We start from the raw sequence: 17,733 nt of genomic DNA, 5'->3' as shown, positions 1-17,733 counted from the left end.
GAGCCGTGGTCAGTCGAGACCCAGCTCGTCCTTGGAGTACGCGTAGAGGTACGGCACCCCCGCGCCGTCCTGGATCTTCTCGGCGGCGCCGGTGGCCCGGTCCACGATCGTCGCGACGGCCACCACCTCGGCGCCCGCCTCGCGCACCGCCTCGACGGCGGTCAGCGGCGAACCGCCGGTGGTGGAGGTGTCCTCGACGACCAGGACCCGGCGGCCCGCGATGTCCGGGCCCTCCACGCGCCGCTGCAGCCCGTGCGCCTTGGCGGCCTTGCGTACGACGAAGGCGTCGAGCCGCTTCCCGCGCGCGGCGGCCGCGTGCAGCATGGCGGCGGCGACCGGGTCGGCGCCCATGGTCAGGCCGCCCACGGCGTCGAACTCCAGGTCGGCGGTCAGGTCCAGCAGCACCTGGCCGACCAGCGGGGCGGCCTCGCCGTCGAGGGTGATGCGGCGCAGGTCGACGTAGTAGTCGGCCTCCAGACCCGAGGAGAGGGTCACCTTGCCGTGCACCACGGCCTTGTCCTTGATCTGCTGCAGCAGCGCCGCACGTACGTCCGTCATGCCGACCAGCTTAGAGCCGGGTCCAGCTCCAGGTCGTCGTGGCCTCCAGCGGCTCCAGCGGCGTGACCAGGCGCGGGCGGGTGTTCAGACCGTTGGGCGGGCCGGTCTGCGGCTCCACGCACACGGCGGCCTCCTGCTCGTCGTAGACGACGACCCACTCCTCGGAGCTGGTGACCTTCAGCCGGAGCGCGCCCGGCCAGGTCAGCGTCACGTCGACGCCGCCGGGCATGCCGAAGCAGTCGTCCCAGGGGCCGGGCTCCGGGTCGATCCGGTTGCCGGTGGGCAGGTGGTCGGCGCCGCGCTCCTCCTGCCAGGCGGGCTTGAAGTCGATCTCCGCGTCGGTGCCGCCGAGGTTCCGGTTGAACCACGGGTGCCAGCCGATCTGCGCCGGGAAGGACGACTCGTACGTCTCCACGGACATGGTCAGCGTCAGCGAGTCCGGCGTCAGCGCGAACATCTGGGTGACGCGGCCGGTGTACGGCCAGGGGTCGACCAGGTCGTACGTGAGGACCGCCTCGTCGGCGCCGGCACGGGCGACGCTCCAGGCGCCGTCGCGGGCGGTGCCGTGGATGGCGTGCGGGGCGGCGTTGAGCGGCATCTGGTGCTCGGTCGCGCCGTCCCGGAACCGGCCGTCGCGGATCCGGCCGCACCAGGGCACCATCGGGAAGCAGCCGAAGCGCTCGCCCTGGCGGAGCAGCTCGGTGCCGCCGACGCGCAGTCCTCCGACCCGGCCGCCGTTGCCGGGGTGCAGGGTCACCTCCGCGTCGCCCGCGGTCAGCGTGATGTCTTCGTTACTCACGGGACGACCCTACTGGCCTGATCAAGAGAGCGTTCGCGCCAACTGGCCGGACGTCGGCGAGGCACCCTCCGGGGGCTCTGCTAGCGGCGGCGGCGCAGCGCCCGGCCGACCACGATCGCCGAGGCCACGACCAGCGCCGCCGCGGGGGCGGCCCAGCGCAGGGTGCTGTTCGGGACGACCGTCTGCGGGGCGGGCACGGGGGCGTAGCGGCCGCGCGGCGGGGCGTGGTCGACCTCCTCCGCGCTGCGCCCGATCATCGTGCGGCGGGCGTGGGCGGCCTCGGCGGGGGGTGCGGGGGACTCGGCGAAGTCACGGGTGAGGGATGCGGCGTCGTCGCCGGTCGCCTCGTCCGGATTCCCGCCCGCCTCTTCGTCGGCCTCGTCGTCGGCGTCCCGGTCGAGGGACGAGGGCGGGATCTCGGTGTCGAAGACGGACACCGCCTCGCTCTCGGTCTCGGTCTCAGAGGTGTCCGCCGCCTCAGAGGTCCCCGCCGCCTCCGCCCCGAGATTCTCCCCGAAACGGTTCAGCAGGCGGCTCACCGCCGAGGCGACCGCCTCGGCCGGCAGCTCGGTGATCCGGCCGTCCGCGGCGGCCGTGCCCTCGAAGGCGAGGGCGGTGCCGTCGTCCTGGGTGCGCAGGCGGAGGATGAGGGCGAGCTTGACCGTGCCGGTGCCGCGGGTTTCGGTGCCGTCGCCGGCGACGGCGTACGAACCGTCGTCCCGCGCGGAGACCCGTACGGAACCCCGGTAGGTGATGGTGGTGCCGCCCGCCCGCAGCTTGAGCCGTCCGGCGACGGGCTCGGCGCCCGCCTCCTGCTGGAGCCCGGGAACCGCCCGGGCGACCCGCGCGGGGTCCGCGAGCGCCGCCTTCAGCCGGTCGGCCGGTACCGGTACGAACACCTCGTGCTCCATGTCGTCGCAGCCTACCCAGTGACGGCCGGAACACACCCCGCGCTGCGCCCCCTCGTCACCCTCGCGCGGCGCGGCCGTCAGCCGTGATACCGGGGGTGCACCAGGGTCGACGGCGGCAGGCCGGGCAGCCGGGCGGACGCGGCGGCGGACTCGGCGGCGGCCAGCCGGCCGGGGGTCAGCGTGAGCGGGCGCGGGGCGTCCGGGGAGGTGTCCAGCCGCAGCGGCGGACGGGTGCCGGGGGCGGCCAGGACGAAGCCCCGGTCACGGCCGTCGAGGTACGGGGTGGTGCGCAGTCCGGCGGCGTGCAGCGTGGCGTCGACCGTCCACAGGACGCGGGGGCGGGCGGCCGACGAGCCCGCGTGGGCCACCAGCCGGCCGCCCGGCGCGAGGGCGCGGCGGGCGAGGCCGTAGAACTCCTGGGAGTACAGCTTGGCGCCCGCCGTGCGGCAGGGCCCGGGCAGGTCCGCGATCACCACGTCGTACGCGGCGTGCGGCGCGCCGCGCAGCCAGCGGAAGGCGTCCGCCGTCGTCACCCGCACCCGCGGGTCGTCGTAGGCGTGCTCGTTCAGCGCGGACAGCGCGGGATCGGTACGCGCCAACCGCACCAGCTCGGCGTCGAGTTCCACCACCTCCACCCGCCGCACGCCGGGAAAGCGCAGCGCCTCCCGCGCGGCGAGTCCGTCGCCGCCGCCGAGGATCAGCACGCGCGTGCGCGGGCCGGTCATCGCGGGGTGGACCAACGCCTCGTGGTACCGGCGTTCATGGCTGCCGCTGACCCGCAGCCGGCCGTCGAGGAAGAGGCCGAGGGGCCGGCCGTCGGTGCCGCCGGTGAGGACGACCTCCTGGATGTCGGTGCGCAGCGCGACCCGTACGTCCGCCCCGTACACCGCGTGGCGGGCGGCCCGTTCGAAGTCGTCGACGAGTACGGCGGCCGCGGCGAGCACGGCGAGCACGGTGACGTTGACGGCGAGCAGCAGCAGCCGGGCGCGGCGGGTGAGGTCGCGGCCGAACAGGCCGAGCACCAGCGCGCCGCCCACGACCACGTTGACCGCGCCGGTGAGCAGCGCGCCGGTCAACTGGCCCATGAGGGGCAGCAGCAGGAAGGGGAAGGCGAGGCCGCCGACCAGCGCGCCGACGTAGTCCACGGCGAACAGGTCGGCCACCGCGCCGCCGGCGTCCTGGCGGCGGATGCGCTGGATCAGCTCCATCAGCAGCGGGATCTCGGCGCCGGTCAGCAGTCCGATGGTGAGGGAGAAGGCGACCATCAGCCAGCGCGGGCCGTCCTCCCACAGGCCGCCCCAGTCGCCGGTCCAGGCGAAGACGGCGTACAGCGCCATCGCGCTGCACCCGCCGACCAGCGCGAGCGCCGCCTCGATCGCGCAGAACCCGACGGCGGCGTGCCGGCGCAGGCCCTTCGCGACCAGGGAGCCGATGCCCATCGCGAAGACCATGACGGAGAGGACGATGGAGGTCTGGGTGACCGAGTCGCCGGTCACGTACGCGGCGAGGGCGACCAGTTCGAGTTCGTACACGAGTCCGCAGGCCGCGCAGACGAACACGCCGGCGAGGACGAGCCAACGTCCGGTTCCGGGACGGACGGGCAGCCGCGCGGGACCGCGCCAGGACGGCGGGGCGCCGGGACGGACCGGCGCGTGCGGATCGATCACGACAGTGACGTTACGTCAGGGGTGTGGTGCGCTTCGTCACCCACACGTGTGGATCTGGGTTTGAGAACGGCACCTCTGGTTCGAGGTGCCGTCAGGTGCTCGCCGCGCGGCGCGACCCGACTCTCGTCCGGGTCGCCACCAACTGCCCGTCCTGCGGGTACGCGTGCCAGGTCCGCCAGTGGACCTGCCCTTCGTGCCGCTGGGCCAGCATCGCGGTGAAGGCGTGCGGGCTGCCCGGGAAGACGCCGGCGAGACCGTGCGGATGGTCGGAGACGAGGGCGAGGAGTTCCTGGGCCCGGCCTTCGAAGGAGCCCGGGGACAAGTCCTCGACGCGGGCGGCGAATTCGTACTCCCAGTCGCCCACCCGCTTGGCCACGCCGAGCGGGAGCGGGGTGCTGCTGCCGGGGATGCACGCCACCGTCTCGGAACAGTTGGTCCGCTCGTCCTCCAGGAGCACCTGATGTGACGCGCCGAGCAGCCGTAACTGGAGTTTCGCACCGTCCAGTTGGAGGTCGAGGGTGGCGAGGGCGGGCAGCGGCTCACGGCCCAGGGCCCAGGCGAGGTCGGCCGCGCGCGTATCGGTATAGGAGGTTTTCAGGGTCGTGAGCATGGATCGGCTCCGCTAGCACGCAAAGAGAGAACGACGCCGGGAAGATCGGCCCGGTCAGCCCAGTCAGAAGGGGTGTCCGTCAGGACGTCCGAGGGGCTGCGTTGGTGTGTTAGAGGGAATCATGAACTGTGTCGCTGCCACAGCGCTTTTACCCAACTTCGGGCGGTTCTCATCCCTCAGGGGGCTCCTGGGCTCAACTGTTCAACTACGGCGTACGCCGGAGCGGGCCGGAGAAGGCAAGGCGCCCGCCGGTCGTTCCCGGCGGGCGCCTGTCGATGCGGTTCCCCCTTCGGAGCTCGGCTGCCCCGTGTCAGCTGCCTCCACCGCATCCGCCGCCGCCCCCGCAGGACGACGAGCTGCCCCCGCAGGACGACGAGCTGCTCCCGCAGGAGTGTCCGCCCGAGCTGTGGCCCGAGGAGGAGTCCGAGGACGAGGAGTCCGAGGACGACCCGCTGTCGCCGCCCGACACGTCCCCGCCTGCCCCCGCGACCACCCACCAGCTGGCGTCACTCGAGCCGGAGCTCGAGCCGGAGCCGGAACGGGCGCTTCCCCCGGAACCCCGGCGGCCCCCCGACCGCACAGGCCCCCGCGCGCCGGCCCGCCGTGCACTCCGGCTCGCCAGCACGCCCACCGCGACGACTACCGCGACGACCGCCAGGATGATGCCGATGACCATGGCGTCACCCTCCTTTCAGTTCCCCCGAAGCGGCCCCCCGTGGGCGCCTCGTGTGGTGCGTGAACCGGGGATGCCCGCCGTGCGCGACGGTCAAAGCAGAGTTGAGGAACTTCTGAGGGTCCTACCAGCGGGAAAGCCCCTGACCCGCGCTCAACTGCAGGTCGGGGGGACGTGCGTGACCGGCCGGCCGGGCGAACGCTGGTTGAGGAAGGCCGGGGCTTCGGCGCAGGATGGCCGGCATGACCTCCACCGAGCGCCCCTTCCTCAACCGCAGCCTCGCCGAGTTCGGGACCACGATCTTCGCCGAGATGTCGGCGCTGGCCCTGCGGACCGGGTCGATCAACCTGGGCCAGGGATTCCCCGACACGGACGGCCCCGAGGAGATCCGGGAGGCGGCCGTGCGGGCGCTGCGGGACGGGCGCGGCAACCAGTACCCGCCGGGCCCGGGCGTCCCCGAGCTGCGCACCGCGATCGCCGCCCACCAGCAGCGCCGGTACGGGCTGTCGTTCGACCCGGACAGCGAGGTGCTGGTGACGGCCGGCGCGACGGAGGCGATCGCCGCCGCGCTGCTGGCGCTGCTGGAGCCCGGCGACGAGGTGATCGCGCTGGAGCCGTACTACGACTCCTACGCGGCCTGCATCGCCATGGCGGGCGGGCGCCGGGTGCCGGTGACGCTGCGTCCCGACGGGTCCGCGTTCCGGCTCGACCTGGACGAGCTGCGGGCCGCCGTCACCGACCGCACCCGCCTGCTGCTGATCAACACCCCGCACAACCCGACCGGCACCGTGCTGACCCGCGCGGAGCTGACCGCGATCGCCGAGCTGGCGGTGGAGCGGGACCTGCTGGTGGTGACCGACGAGGTGTACGAGCATCTGGTGTTCGACGACGCCGAGCATCTGCCGCTGGCCGGCTTCCCCGGCATGCGGGACCGTACGGTGACCATCGGCAGCGCGGGCAAGAGCTTCTCGTTCACCGGCTGGAAGGTCGGCTGGATCACCGCGGCGCCCGCGCTGGTCAGCGCCGTGCGGTCGGCGAAGCAGTACCTCACCTACGTGGCGTCGGGGCCCTTCCAGTACGCGGTCGCGGAGGCGCTGGCGCTGCCCGAGTCGTACTTCGCCGGATTCCGCGCGGACATGCACGCCAAGCGGGATCTGCTCGCGGCGGGACTAGCGGAGGCGGGCTTCGGCGTCTTCCACACCTCCGGCACCTACTTCATCACCACCGACGTCCGCCCCCTCGGCGAGAGCGACGGTTTCGCCTTCTGCCGCGCCCTGCCGGAGCGGGCGGGCGTGGTCGCCATCCCCAACGCGGTCTTCTACGACCACCGCGACCAGGGGGCGCCGTTCGTGCGCTTCGCGTTCTGCAAGCAGACGGGGGTGCTGGAGGATGCGGCCTCCCGACTCAAGACGCTGGCCGCCTGACAGCCACGGACGTGCCGGCTACCCGAGCTGGGCTCCACGAAGAAGGTGATGTGCGGGCAGCAGCCCTCCTCGGCCAGCCAGGCGCGGGTCCGGCCTGGCCGAGTCCCTCGTCAGCGGGCGTCCGCCTCGGAGTCCGGGCGCGGGAGTTCGTCGAGGTCGAGGGTGAAGGTGCGGCCGTCTGCCAGGGGGATGGGGAGCTTGCCCGTGCCGTACTTGTGGGTGTGTGCGGCGATGTAACCGGTGGCGGTCGGCTGGGTGTGGAGGACGACTTCCTGGGCGTAGGGGTCCACCACCAGGTAGATCGGGATTCCGTAACGGCCGTACTTCGCGGTGCAGTCGTCGTAGTCCTTGCGTGCGGAAGAGGTCGAGACGACCTCGGAGATCAGCAGGACGTCCTCGAAGCTGTAGCGCTTGCCTTCCTTGCGTGCGTCCTCGCGCAGGATCGCGAGGTCGGGTGCGGAGTTCTCGTCGGCGGGGAAGTCGATGTAGACATCGGAGGTGACCTTCGCGTGACGGCCGAGGGCAAGAGCGGAGTCGATCTGCATCGACCTGATGGTGCTGGAGTGCTCTTCGCTCTGCGGGGTCATGATCACCTTTCCGTCGGCCCCGAACAGGACCGTGTACCCCTTGGGGAACTCGGTGTGCACGATCGCGTCGACGCTCATGGAACGGCTCCTTCCCGTGTGTGGTCAGGATACGACGGACAGTGCCGCGTCACCGAGCCCGTCGGTACGGCCGGCAGACCGGACGGACAGGTGGTGCGGCCCGCTCACTGTCGGTACCGGAGATCCGCAGCGGGGCCTGTCGCACGACATAGGAATGGGTAGGCCAACAAGACGTCGGCTGGATCACGGCGGGCGCCGTTCGTGCGCTTCGCGTTCTGCAAGCAGACGGGGGTGCTGGAGGAAGCCGTACGGCGGCTGAAGTCGCTCGCGGGCTGAACCACCGCACGTCCACGCGGTTGCCCGTCAGGCGGTTTCCCACAGGCTGTGGAAGGGCGGACGGCGCGCCGCCGCCCGCCCCGGTCCTCGCGGAGGAAGCCTTGACTACTCCTCGTCCTCGGGCTTCTCCGCGTCGTTGATGTCCTGCTCCAGGCCCAGCTGCTCGGCCAGCCACCGGTCGAACTCGATGGCCGCGCGCACCCAGCTGACCGTCGACGACACGAAGAACTCCAGGTTGACCCCGGGGCCGATCAGCATCTGCGCCTCACCGATGAGGCGGACGGTGCCGTCGTCGTGGGTGTGCGTGTAGACCTTCGGCCACAGGGTGCGCCGGTTCCAGTCGTCGATCGACTCCAGCAGCTGGGGCTTCTCGTCGATCTGGTGGGGGCGGTCGTAGAAGGTCCGCACCGAGAAGACCTGCTGGTCACCCTCGCCGCGGAACATGAAGTACGTACGGAACTGCTCCCACGGCGCCGCGAGGTCGCCCTCTTCGTCGACGACGTACTTCAGCTCCATCTGGTCCAGGAGCTGCTTCACAAGGTCCTGATTCGGGACGACGGGGCCCGCCGGTCCTTGGGGCTGCGGCTGGGGCTGGCCCCCGAAGTTCGGAATCGAGGACGGGTCGATGCTCACCGTGAATTTCCCTTCGTACGGATTCCGCCATCCTCCCCCATGCGGGGCGGGGGGTGGCAAGCCCTCGCCCCGCCTGTCGGGGGACCGTCGGCATGATCCGGCCGGTCGGGTCACACGAGCGGGTCAGAGCGTCTTGCCCAGGTCCGCCGGTTCCGGTGCCGCCGGGCCCACGAGGAGGCCGTTCTCGAAGGTGTCGACGCGGACCGTGTCGCCGTCCTTGATCTCGCCGGAGAGGATCTCCTTGGCGAGCCGGTCGCCGATGGCGGTCTGCACCAGGCGGCGCAGCGGGCGGGCGCCGTAGGCCGGATCGTTGCCCTCGTCGGCGAGCCAGGCCAGGGCCTCGGGGGTGACCTCCAGGGTGAGGCGGCGTTCGGCGAGGCGCCGGGCCAGGCGGTCGATCTGGAGGCGGGCGATCCGGGCCAGCTCGTCCCTGGTCAGCGCGGAGAAGACGACGATGTCGTCCAGGCGGTTCAGGAACTCCGGCTTGAAGGCCGTCCGCACCACCTCCAGGACCTGCTCCTTCTTCTCCGCCTCGGTGGTCAGCGGGTCGACCAGGAACTGGCTGCCCAGGTTGGACGTCAGCACCAGGATCGTGTTGCGGAAGTCGACCGTGCGGCCCTGCCCGTCCGTGAGACGGCCGTCGTCCAGCACCTGGAGCAGGATGTCGAAGACCTCGGGGTGGGCCTTCTCCACCTCGTCCAGCAGGACCACGCTGTACGGGCGGCGGCGGACCGCCTCGGTGAGCTGGCCGCCCTCCTCGTAGCCGACGTATCCGGGCGGCGCGCCGACCAGCCGGGCCACGCTGTGCTTCTCGCTGTACTCCGACATGTCGATGCGGACCATGGCCCGCTCGTCGTCGAAGAGGAAGTCCGCCAGCGCCTTCGCCAGCTCGGTCTTCCCGACGCCGGTCGGGCCGAGGAAGAGGAACGAGCCGGTGGGCCGGTCGGGGTCGGCGATGCCGGCGCGGGACCGGCGTACGGCGTCGCTCACCGCGCGCACGGCCTCCGTCTGGCCGATCAGGCGCCTGCCCAGCTCGTCCTCCATGCGCAGCAGCTTCTGCGTCTCGCCCTCCAGGAGGCGTCCGGCGGGGATGCCGGTCCAGGAGGCGACGACGTCGGCGATGTCGTCGGCGCCGACCTCCTCCTTGACCATGGTGTCCTTCGCGGCCCCGCCGGAGGACGTCAACGCCTCCTCGGCCTCCGTCGCGGCCTCCAGGTCGCGCTCCAGGGCCGGGATCTCGCCGTACAGCAGCTTGGACGCGGTGTCGAAGTCGCCGTCGCGCTGGGCGCGTTCGGCCTGGCCGCGCAGCTCGTCCAGCTTCTCCTTCAGCTCGCCGACCCGGTTGAGGGACTGCTTCTCCTTCTCCCAGCGGGCGGTGAGGCCGCGCAGCTCCTCCTCCTTGTCGGCGAGGTCGCGGCGCAGCTTCTCCAGGCGTTCGCGGGAGGCGTCGTCGGTCTCCCGGCTGAGCGCCAGCTCCTCCATCCTGAGCCGGTCGACGGCGCGCTGGAGCTCGTCGATCTCGACGGGGGACGAGTCGATCTCCATGCGGAGCCGGGAGGCGGCCTCGTCGACGAGGTCGATGGCCTTGTCGGGGAGGAAGCGGGAGGTGATGTACCGGTCGGAGAGGGTGGCGGCGGCGACCAGCGCGCTGTCGGCGATCTGGACCTTGTGGTGGGCCTCGTAGCGTCCCTTGAGGCCGCGCAGGATCGCGATGGTGTCCTCGACGGACGGCTCGGCGACCAGCACCTGCTGGAAGCGGCGCTCCAGGGCGGGGTCCTTCTCGATGCGCTCGCGGTACTCGTCGAGGGTGGTGGCGCCGACCATGCGCAGCTCGCCGCGGGCCAGCATGGGCTTGAGCATGTTGCCGGCGTCCATCGCCGAGTCGCCGCCGGCGCCGGCGCCGACGACGGTGTGCAGCTCGTCGATGAAGGTGATGATCTGGCCGTCGGAGTCCTTGATCTCGGCCAGGACGGTCTTCAGCCGCTCCTCGAACTCGCCCCGGTACTTGGCGCCGGCGACCATGGCTCCGAGGTCGAGCGCGACCAGCCGCTTGTCCTTCAGGGACTCGGGCACGTCGCCCTTCACGATCCGCTGGGCGAGGCCTTCGACGACGGCGGTCTTGCCGACGCCGGGCTCGCCGATGAGGACGGGGTTGTTCTTCGTACGGCGGGACAGCACCTGGACGACACGCCGGATCTCGGTGTCCCGGCCGATGACCGGGTCGAGCTTGCCGTCGCGGGCGGCGGCGGTGAAGTCGGTGCCGAACTTCTCCAGCGCCTTGTACTGGCCCTCGGGGTCGGCGGTGGTGACCCGGCGTCCGCCGCGCGCCTTCCGGAAGGCCTCCTGCAGCTTCTTGGCACTGGCGCCCTGCCGGCTGAGCAGGTCGGCGGCCTGGCCGCCCTTGGCGGCGATGCCGAGCAGCAGGTGCTCGGTGGACAGGTACTCGTCGCCGAGGTCGCGGGCGCGGCTCTGCGCGTCGGCGATGGCGGCGAGCAGTTCACGGTTGGGCTGGGGCGGCGCGACGGTGGACCCGGTCACGCTGGGCAGCCCGGCGAGGATCTTCTCGGCTCCGGCGCGGACGGCTGCCAGGTCGGCCTCGACCGCCGCGAGCAGGTCGGTGATGTTCTCGTTGTCCTGCCCCTGGAGCAGAGCGAGGAGCAGGTGGGCCGGGGTGAGGTCCGGGTGGCCCTCGGTCACGGCCCGGTTGCTGGCCGCGTTGATCGCGTCCCGGCTCCGGTTGGTCAGCTCGGCGTCCACGTTCGCGTTCTCCTCCTGGCGTCAGCCGTCATCCATACTGACGTGGGTAACGTACACAAAGTTGAGTCTATTCCACTCAAGGCAGTGAGGGGCAGTCCCATGGCCACCCATTCCGTAGACCCGGGTTCCCCCGACCCGGAGTACCTCGCCTTCTGGCGGGAGCGGCACCTGTGCACGCTGACGACACCCCGCCCGGACGGCAGCCCGCACATGGTGCCCGTGGGGGTGACCTACGACCCCGAGGCGCGGCTGGCCCGGGTGATCGCGAGCAAGTCCAGCAGGAAGGTGCAGAACGTGCTGGCGGCGGGGGCCGAGGGGGCACGGGTCGCCGCCTGCCAGGTGGACGGCAGACGCTGGGCGACGCTGGAGGGCCGGGCCTTCGTGCACACCGAGCCGGAGCGGGTGGCGGAGGCGGTGCGGCGGTACGCCGAGCGCTACGAGCGGACGCCGGGACCGAACCCGGAGCGGGTGGTCATCGAGATCGAGCTGACCCGGGCCATGGGCAGCAGGACCCGCTGAAGAGCCGGTTTCAGCCAACCGCCGATCTGTCCGAAACCCGCATATACCTGGCAAAACTGCAGCGGCGTCACCGTGTTCAGGTCACGGTGACGCCGCTGCGGGGGGAAGTACCTGAGCGATCTTTTACGACGGGGGAATCGCGTCAGGCACTGCGGGGGGTGGCCGAGATGGTCATGGGGTCCGGGGTCTCCGGCTCCGCCAACCGGTGGTCACGCTGGTCGAGATTCACAAAGATCATTCCGTACCGGATGGCGCACCGCACGGGTTGCGGCGCACCGCGAGGCCGACGCAGGCACCGGTACGCCCGTACGTCGCCGTCCTCGTCCCGGGTGACCACGACCGGCTCACCGAACACGGTCACCATGAGCGAGTCACCGTTGTGGGGGATTGCGGTGGCCAGGTCGATGAAGTGCCAGCCGGAACGGTACGCGGTGGCCATCTCACGCCGGAAGGATCGGTCGTCGGGTGGAGTGGTCATGCGTCCGCGCCCACCGGCTCCGACCAGCCGACGTCCTCGCCGCCGGCCACGACACTCCAGCCGACGTCGCCGGGCGTCGCCTCGACGGACCAGCCGACGTCCCCGGTCACGTCCGCCGCGCTCTCCACCTGGGCAGGGGTCCGCCAGCCGACGTCGAGAGGACCGGCCGCCAAGGCCAGCGCCGGAGCAACGACGGCAGTAGCAAGCACCGAGCGAAGCATTCTCTTATTCATGGTCGGCTTCGTCCTCACTTGATGGCTTCCTCTCCCCCGCGAAACAAGACGATGGCTCATTCAGGCACGTCAATGCCACCAGGGAGATGCATCATGTTCCTGCACGTTCAGGACCCTGGGGGGTGGAGATTTGTCACCGAAGAGCACAAACCCGACACATCCTCACGGCATTGCTGAGCTGTGCGCCGACGGATCGCGGCTGTACGCCGCCGCCCTCAGCTCCGGGCGGATCGCCCGCGACGAGGTCAAGCCCGCTCCCTGCCTGCTTGAGTTCGCTCTCCTCCACCCCGACCCGGATGACGCGAACTGGCTGCGCCCCGTTCCCCCGTCCATCGTGCTCGCCCAGCAACTCCAGCCCCTGGAACGCGAGATACAGGACCGTCGGCGGCTCTCCGTCGACCTCACGGACACCTTCCAGCCCTTCCTCGCCATCAGTGCCCAGCAGCCGGCGGCCACCCACGCCATCACCGTGCTGGAGGGCATCGACCGGATCCATGCCGCGCTGGACGTGGCGATAGCCGAGGCCCGCACCGAGGTACTGACCGTACAGCCGGGGGGCAGCAGGCCGGAGCACATCCTCAGTCAGGCGCTCAAGCGCAGCAAGCCGCTGATCGAACGCGGCATCTCCGTCCGCACCCTGTACCAGCACACCGTGCGGCACAGTCAGAGCACCTTCGCGTACATGGAGGGCATGGCCGGCGCCAAGGTCGAGATCCGCACCCTGGAGGAGCTGATCGAACGGCTCATCATCTGCGACTCCACGGTCGCCTTCATCCCGGCCCAGGACGACCGCCAGGTCGCCCTGGAACTGCGTCACCCCGGCCTCGTCCAGTACCTCATCCGGGTCTTCGAGCAGTTGTGGCAGCGGGCCGTGCCGCTGATGGAGGAAGTGCCCTACGAGTCCACCCCGGAGGGCATCACCGGCGTCCAGCGCTCGATAGCCAAACTGCTCATCGAGGGCCACGTCGACGAGGCCATCGCCCGCCGCCTCGGCATGAACGTCCGCACCTGCCGGGCCCACATCGCCAAACTCGCCGCCGCCCTCGGCAGCGGCAGCCGCGCCCAACTCGGCTACCTCATCGCCCAGGCGGGGATCCTGGACCGGGACCGCTGAGCCGGAGCGGGCCGCTCCCGGGAGCCGGGCCCCCGGCTCACCGCACACTCGGGGACTCACGCCCGGGAGCGGTCAGGCCCGCGGCCGGCGGCGGCCCGTCCAGGCCCACCTGGGCGATCCGCACCCCGAGTTGCGTCCGGCTCGCCGCGCCCAGCGTCTCGCACAGCCGGGCGATGTGGGCGCGGCAGGTGCGGACGCTGATGCCGAGCCGTTCGGCGATCACCGCGTCCTGGTGGCCCTCGGCGAGCAGCGCGGCGATGGACTGCTCGCGGTGCGAGATGCCCTCGATGCCGGTGTCGGGGAGCGCGGCGGTGAGCGGGATCGCGAGCCGCCACAGCCGCTCGAAGACGGTCACCAGGTAGGCCACCAGGCCGGGATGACGCAGTTCCAGGGCCATCGTCCGGTCGGCGTTGGCCGGGATGAAGGCGACCGTGCGGTCGAACAGGATCAGCCGCTCGATCACCTCGTCCAGGGTGCGGGCCTCCACCGCGTCGCCCATCAGGTCCAGGTAGTTGAGCAGGCCCTGCCCGTGCCGGGCCACGTGGTTGTACAGGTCCCGCATCCGTACGCCCCGCCCGCGCAGCGCCAGGGCCCGGTGCAGGCCCTCGGACAGCTCGTGCTCGCGCCGGATGCCGCCGGGCTGCACGGTCAGCACCTCGGTGGTGCAGGCGGCCGTCGCCTCGTCCAGCGCCGCCTGGATGCGGGCCGGCCCGTCGAGCACCCGGATCGCGGCGGTGCCCTCACCGGCCGCGGAGTCGGCCGTACGGCCGCCCAGGCCCGCGTACCACTCGAAGGCGGCCACCGCCGAGCCCACCCGGCGCTGGCTGGCGCTGATCTCGTCGTGGACGCCGCGCAGCAGCCGGGTCATGACCTCCTGCGGGGAGGTCGGCACCAGCCACTCCATGTCGTCCGGGTCGGGGTGCAGCAGGGCGAGGTCCAGCAGGCAGGGGGCCGCGGCGGCGTCACGGCGGGACACACGGCCGCGCCGCACGGCCCGGGAATACACCCGATCCCCGGCCTCGCACAGTCGGTCAGCACCGTGTGGATGCCCGTCCGTCCCGTGCCCGGCCATCGCCCATCCCACCCCCGGTTTCCACGTCTTCCGCAGCGCAACTATGCGCGGAGCGAACCTGCTCCGCAACACGCCTCTCTCCACGGTGACCGCCGGAAACCACCGGTATGCGGGCTTTCGCACCCGCCTCAGTCCGTCACATTCCGACAACGGATGGCAACCATTCGTTGCCGCCCTGCGCGATCCTCCCCCAAGTCCCCCGTTGAACGTTCACACATCGGAAACCCAGAAGGGGAGTTCGCGCCGATTTGGCGTGAACTCCCCTTACGGAACCCTTGGAAGCCCTGAGGACTTTCCGTCTACTTCAAGCCCAGCTCCGCGCAGGCCGCCTTGTACGGCGCGGTGCAGATCTCGGAGACCTTGTAGATGCCGTCGGAGACGACGGTCTGCTTGATGTTGTCCCGGGTCAGCGCCACCACGGAGACCAGCTGCGCGGGGATGTCCTGGTGGCTCGGGCTGTCGACCCGGTCCCGGGTCAGGGCGTCGAACTGGATGTCCTTGCCCTGCACCTTCGCCACGGCCATCTCGGCGGCGGCCTCGGCCTCGGCCGGGTAGGACTTGTAGACGCTCATGTACTGCTCGCCGCTGACGATCCGCTGCACGCCCGCCAGCTCCGCGTCCTGGCCGGTGACCGGCGGCAGCTTGGTCACGCCGGCGGCCTCCAGGGCCTTGATGACACCGCCCGCCATGCCGTCGTTGGCGGAGTAGACACCGGCGATGTTGCTCGCGCCGATCGCCGCGATCGCCTTGGCCATGTTGGCCTCGGCGTTCTCCGGCTTCCAGTCCTTGGTGTCGTAGGTCTGGGCGATCCGCACCTTGCCGTTCAGCTCGGACAGCGCGCCCGCCTTGAACTGCTTGGCGTTCGGGTCGGTCGGCGACCCGTTGATCATCACGATCTTGTCGGAGGTGTCGACGTCCGGGCCCATCGCGTCGAGCAGGCTGCGGCCCTGCACCTCGCCGACCAGCTCGTTGTCGAAGGAGATGTACGCGTCGATCGGGCCCTCGGCCAGCCGGTCGTAGGCGATGACCGGGATGCCCGCGTCCTTGGCCTTCTTGACCCCGTCGGCGATGGCGTGCGAGTCGACCGCGTCCAGCAGGATGACGTCCACCTGGTCGTCGACCATCTTCTGCAGCTGCTGGGCCTGCTTGCTCGCGCTCGCCTCCGCGTTGGCGTACTCGACCTTGCCCCGGTTCTCGGTGAGCTGCGCGACCTTCGCCCGGATGATGGGGTGGTCGAACTTGTCGTAGCGCGTGTTCGCCGTCTCCGGCAGCAGCAGACCCACCGTGATGTCGTTGCCCTTGGTCGGCGTCGCGTCGCCACCGTCGCTGCTCGCGTCGAGCACACCGCAACCGGCGAGCGACAGGGCCAACGAACACGTGGCCACGGATATGGCGATACGACGACGCATGGAGGGACTCACTTCTGATGTCTTCCGGACGTGGGTGCAGCTCTGCGACCCATGTGACTGAAAAGCCAACGCGGCGGCGGGCCCCAGCGTCAAGCAAAACTACTTAACGAGATGACAACACCACATTCCGCTTCGCCCCGTACAACCAATCACGTTCGGCACGTGTCGTGATCATGAGGACCCCGGCCCGGAGGTCCGATCCCGACCAGAGGACCGAATGAAACCAGCCAGACGCACCACCGCCACCGCCCTGGTACTCGCCACGGCGGGCGGGGTGCTCACCACGGTCGCGAGCCCCGCCGCCGCGACCACCGACTGCGCCTCCCCCGTCTTCAAGCGCCAGTTCTTCGCGAACACCACTTTCTCCGGCACTCCGAAGAAAACGGACTGCGACAGCGCGATCGACCAGAACTGGGGAACGGGCGCACCGGTCTCCGGCGTCCCGTCGAACAACTTCGGCGTCCGCTGGACCCTCACCCGCGACTTCGGCTCCGGCGGACCCTTCACGTTCACCGCCTCCGCCCAGGACGGCATACGCGTCTACCTCGACGGCACCCGCAAGGTCGACCTGTGGAAGAACGTGTCGACGACCGCCAAACAGACCGTCAACGTCACCATCCCCTCCGGCAAACACACCCTGCGCGTCGACTTCGTCAACTGGACCGGCACCGCGAACGTCAAGTTCGCCTACACCCCCCGCACCTCCGCCACCGTCGACAAGGTCAAGCCCCTCACACCCACCGGCGGCACCGTCACCTACGACAACGCCACCGGCAAAGCCAAGCTCACCTGGTCCAAGAACAAGGAAATGGACCTCGCGAACTACCGCGTCTACCGGCGACTCAAGGGCGCGTCCTACCCCGCCACCCCGCTCGCGACGACCACCGCCACCTCCTACACCGACTCCACCCTGCCCAAGACCGGCGCCTCCTACTACTACGAGGTCCGCGCCGCCGACAAGGCCGGCAACGAGTCGGGCGGGTCCGCTGACCAGCTCGTCACGACCGTCGACCAGACGCCGCCGGGCGTGCCCGCCGGGCTCGCCGTGGCCTCCGAGCAGGACGGGCTGCGGGTCACCTGGGACGCCGTCGAGGGCGCGGCATCGTACAAGGTGTACCGGGCGGCGACCGAGACCGGCACGTACACCGCCGTCGGCACCACCGGCCAGCCGTCGTACCTCGACGGCTCGGCTCCCGAGGACGCCACCTCCCACTACCGCGTGACCGCCCTCGACGCGGCGGGCAACGAGTCCGCGCGGTCCGCCGCCGCGAGCGGCAAGCGGAAGGACCTCACCCCGCCGTCCCCCGTCACCGGCGTGAAGGTCACCCCGACGGAGTACGGCTTCCACGTCAGCTGGGACGCCAACCCGACGCCGGACCTCGCGCGTTACGTGGTCCGCCGGGGCGAGCTGTGGGGGGACGAGGAGGAGAAGGTCTGCTCCCTCTACCCGGGCTACTACCTGTCGGCCGACACCACCTCGTACGCCTACACCACCCTGCCGGACGGCGAGGAGAGCTGCTTCATCGTCGACGCCGTGGACGACTCCTGGAACTCCACGTTCGAGGCGACCGGCGAGGCCGAGATCGTGACCGCGACCGAGCTGGACATGACGCCGGGCACGGCGACGCCCGAGGGCTCGCCGCTCACCCTGGAGGCGACCGGCGCGGAGGGCGACGAGGGCAACCTGCTCGAATGGCACGGACTGTCCGAGTCCGCGCCGGAACAGGCCGGCGGTTATCGCGTCTACCGCTGGAACCCGACCACCTCGGCGTACGAGAAGGTCAAGGAACTCGGTGCCGGAGCCTTCACCTACTTCGACACCGGCGCCCGGCGCGGCACCACGTCCTTCTACTGGGTCACGGGCGTGTCCGCCGACGGCACGGAGACCACGCCGGCCGGTGACTGGGCCGTGACCGCGCCGGCAACCGGCTGAGG

At 71.1% G+C, this 17,733-nt stretch carries 16 protein-coding genes and 1 pseudogene; 5 read left to right on the top strand and 12 right to left on the bottom strand.

Annotated elements, in window-relative coordinates; translation table 11 throughout:
* Nucleotides 1-9 precede the first annotated feature (9 nt).
* The 5 genes from pyrE to AMK31_RS26325 form a co-directional block, all read right to left on the bottom strand.
* Nucleotides 10-558: an orotate phosphoribosyltransferase gene (pyrE, locus tag AMK31_RS26345; protein ID WP_073943141.1), complete on the bottom strand. Its 549-nt coding sequence runs from the start codon at nucleotides 556-558 to the stop codon at nucleotides 10-12.
* Between the two features lie 10 nt (nucleotides 559-568).
* The gene (locus AMK31_RS26340; protein ID WP_073943140.1) at nucleotides 569-1,357 is read right to left on the bottom strand and encodes an aldose epimerase family protein; all 789 of its coding nucleotides are present in this window, start codon (nucleotides 1,355-1,357) and stop codon (nucleotides 569-571) included.
* 80 nt (nucleotides 1,358-1,437) lie between these two features.
* Nucleotides 1,438-2,268 carry an SRPBCC domain-containing protein gene (locus AMK31_RS26335; protein ID WP_073943139.1) on the bottom strand — a complete coding sequence of 277 codons (831 nt, stop codon included), beginning with the start codon at nucleotides 2,266-2,268 and terminating at the stop codon, nucleotides 1,438-1,440.
* 77 nt (nucleotides 2,269-2,345) lie between these two features.
* Nucleotides 2,346-3,935 (bottom strand): polyamine aminopropyltransferase, encoded by a 1,590-nt coding sequence (locus AMK31_RS26330; protein WP_073943138.1) that lies wholly within the window; start codon nucleotides 3,933-3,935, stop codon nucleotides 2,346-2,348.
* A gap of 91 nt (nucleotides 3,936-4,026) precedes the next feature.
* Complete coding sequence (locus AMK31_RS26325; protein WP_073943137.1) at nucleotides 4,027-4,545, bottom strand: DUF2617 family protein; 519 nt, start codon at nucleotides 4,543-4,545, stop codon at nucleotides 4,027-4,029.
* A gap of 906 nt (nucleotides 4,546-5,451) precedes the next feature.
* Here AMK31_RS26325 and AMK31_RS26315 point away from each other — a divergent pair.
* Complete coding sequence (locus AMK31_RS26315) at nucleotides 5,452-6,642, top strand: pyridoxal phosphate-dependent aminotransferase (RefSeq protein WP_073943135.1); 1,191 nt, start codon at nucleotides 5,452-5,454, stop codon at nucleotides 6,640-6,642.
* A 110-nt stretch (nucleotides 6,643-6,752) separates the two neighbouring features.
* Here the strand turns inward: AMK31_RS26315 and AMK31_RS26310 are convergent, their stop codons facing one another.
* Entirely contained in the window at nucleotides 6,753-7,307 is a 555-nt protein-coding gene (locus AMK31_RS26310) for a Uma2 family endonuclease (RefSeq protein WP_073943134.1), read from the bottom strand.
* A gap of 192 nt (nucleotides 7,308-7,499) precedes the next feature.
* Between AMK31_RS26310 and AMK31_RS41665 the strand changes: the two are divergent.
* A pseudogene (locus AMK31_RS41665) lies at nucleotides 7,500-7,583 on the top strand (aminotransferase class I/II-fold pyridoxal phosphate-dependent enzyme); the annotation flags it as partial.
* Between the two features lie 105 nt (nucleotides 7,584-7,688).
* Here the strand turns inward: AMK31_RS41665 and AMK31_RS26300 are convergent.
* Both AMK31_RS26300 and clpB read right to left on the bottom strand, forming a co-directional pair.
* Nucleotides 7,689-8,216 carry a YbjN domain-containing protein gene (locus AMK31_RS26300; protein ID WP_073943133.1) on the bottom strand — a complete coding sequence of 176 codons (528 nt, stop codon included), beginning with the start codon at nucleotides 8,214-8,216 and terminating at the stop codon, nucleotides 7,689-7,691.
* Between the two features lie 123 nt (nucleotides 8,217-8,339).
* Entirely contained in the window at nucleotides 8,340-10,973 is a 2,634-nt protein-coding gene (gene clpB / locus AMK31_RS26295; RefSeq protein WP_073943132.1) for an ATP-dependent chaperone ClpB, read from the bottom strand.
* 99 nt (nucleotides 10,974-11,072) lie between these two features.
* On the opposite strand from clpB, the gene AMK31_RS26290 reads away from it, so the two are divergent.
* Nucleotides 11,073-11,492 carry a pyridoxamine 5'-phosphate oxidase family protein gene (locus AMK31_RS26290; RefSeq protein ID WP_073943131.1) on the top strand — a complete coding sequence of 140 codons (420 nt, stop codon included), beginning with the start codon at nucleotides 11,073-11,075 and terminating at the stop codon, nucleotides 11,490-11,492.
* A 142-nt stretch (nucleotides 11,493-11,634) separates the two neighbouring features.
* Here the strand turns inward: AMK31_RS26290 and AMK31_RS26285 are convergent, their stop codons facing one another.
* On the bottom strand, nucleotides 11,635-11,970 hold the full coding sequence (locus AMK31_RS26285; RefSeq protein ID WP_043502721.1) for a hypothetical protein: 336 nt from the start codon (nucleotides 11,968-11,970) through the stop codon (nucleotides 11,635-11,637).
* Nucleotides 11,967-12,179 (bottom strand): hypothetical protein, encoded by a 213-nt coding sequence (locus tag AMK31_RS40480; RefSeq protein ID WP_143204258.1) that lies wholly within the window; start codon nucleotides 12,177-12,179, stop codon nucleotides 11,967-11,969. Before AMK31_RS40480 ends, AMK31_RS26285 begins: the two co-directional genes overlap by 4 nt.
* 154 nt (nucleotides 12,180-12,333) lie before the next feature.
* Here AMK31_RS40480 and AMK31_RS26280 point away from each other — a divergent pair, with 154 nt between their 5' ends.
* Nucleotides 12,334-13,317, top strand: a complete 984-nt coding sequence (locus tag AMK31_RS26280) for a helix-turn-helix transcriptional regulator (protein WP_073943130.1) — start codon at nucleotides 12,334-12,336, stop codon at nucleotides 13,315-13,317.
* 37 nt (nucleotides 13,318-13,354) lie between these two features.
* Here AMK31_RS26280 and AMK31_RS26275 read toward each other — a convergent pair whose 3' ends face one another.
* Both AMK31_RS26275 and AMK31_RS26270 read right to left on the bottom strand, forming a co-directional pair.
* Nucleotides 13,355-14,389: a helix-turn-helix transcriptional regulator gene (locus AMK31_RS26275; RefSeq protein ID WP_073943129.1), complete on the bottom strand. Its 1,035-nt coding sequence runs from the start codon at nucleotides 14,387-14,389 to the stop codon at nucleotides 13,355-13,357.
* 299 nt (nucleotides 14,390-14,688) lie between these two features.
* Nucleotides 14,689-15,798, bottom strand: a complete 1,110-nt coding sequence (locus AMK31_RS26270; protein WP_073943128.1) for a sugar ABC transporter substrate-binding protein — start codon at nucleotides 15,796-15,798, stop codon at nucleotides 14,689-14,691.
* Between the two features lie 217 nt (nucleotides 15,799-16,015).
* Here AMK31_RS26270 and AMK31_RS26265 point away from each other — a divergent pair, with 217 nt between their 5' ends.
* A complete protein-coding gene (locus AMK31_RS26265; RefSeq protein ID WP_073943127.1) occupies nucleotides 16,016-17,731 on the top strand; it encodes a fibronectin type III domain-containing protein in 1,716 nt (571 codons plus the stop codon).
* The last annotated feature ends 2 nt before the right edge of the window (nucleotides 17,732-17,733 follow it).

Source organism: Streptomyces sp. TSRI0107, assembly GCF_001905845.1.
In the GTDB taxonomy this organism is placed as follows: Bacteria; Actinomycetota; Actinomycetes; order Streptomycetales; family Streptomycetaceae; genus Streptomyces.
The sequence above is the reverse complement of the archived record's forward strand: the minus strand, read 5'-3'. Positions and strand labels throughout refer to the sequence as shown.

Coding starts and splice junctions, on each gene's coding strand:
- pyrE (WP_073943141.1), bottom strand. CDS start 558: ATGACGGACGTACGTGCGGCGCTGCTGCAGCAGATCAAGGACAAGGCC.
- AMK31_RS26335 (WP_073943139.1), bottom strand. CDS start 2,268: ATGGAGCACGAGGTGTTCGTACCGGTACCGGCCGACCGGCTGAAGGCG.
- AMK31_RS26325 (WP_073943137.1), bottom strand. CDS start 4,545: ATGCTCACGACCCTGAAAACCTCCTATACCGATACGCGCGCGGCCGAC.
- AMK31_RS26315 (WP_073943135.1), top strand. CDS start 5,452: ATGGCCGGCATGACCTCCACCGAGCGCCCCTTCCTCAACCGCAGCCTC.
- AMK31_RS26310 (WP_073943134.1), bottom strand. CDS start 7,307: ATGAGCGTCGACGCGATCGTGCACACCGAGTTCCCCAAGGGGTACACG.
- AMK31_RS26290 (WP_073943131.1), top strand. CDS start 11,073: ATGGCCACCCATTCCGTAGACCCGGGTTCCCCCGACCCGGAGTACCTC.
- AMK31_RS26285 (WP_043502721.1), bottom strand. CDS start 11,970: ATGACCACTCCACCCGACGACCGATCCTTCCGGCGTGAGATGGCCACC.
- AMK31_RS26275 (WP_073943129.1), bottom strand. CDS start 14,389: ATGGCCGGGCACGGGACGGACGGGCATCCACACGGTGCTGACCGACTG.
- AMK31_RS26270 (WP_073943128.1), bottom strand. CDS start 15,798: ATGCGTCGTCGTATCGCCATATCCGTGGCCACGTGTTCGTTGGCCCTG.
- AMK31_RS26265 (WP_073943127.1), top strand. CDS start 16,016: ATGAAACCAGCCAGACGCACCACCGCCACCGCCCTGGTACTCGCCACG.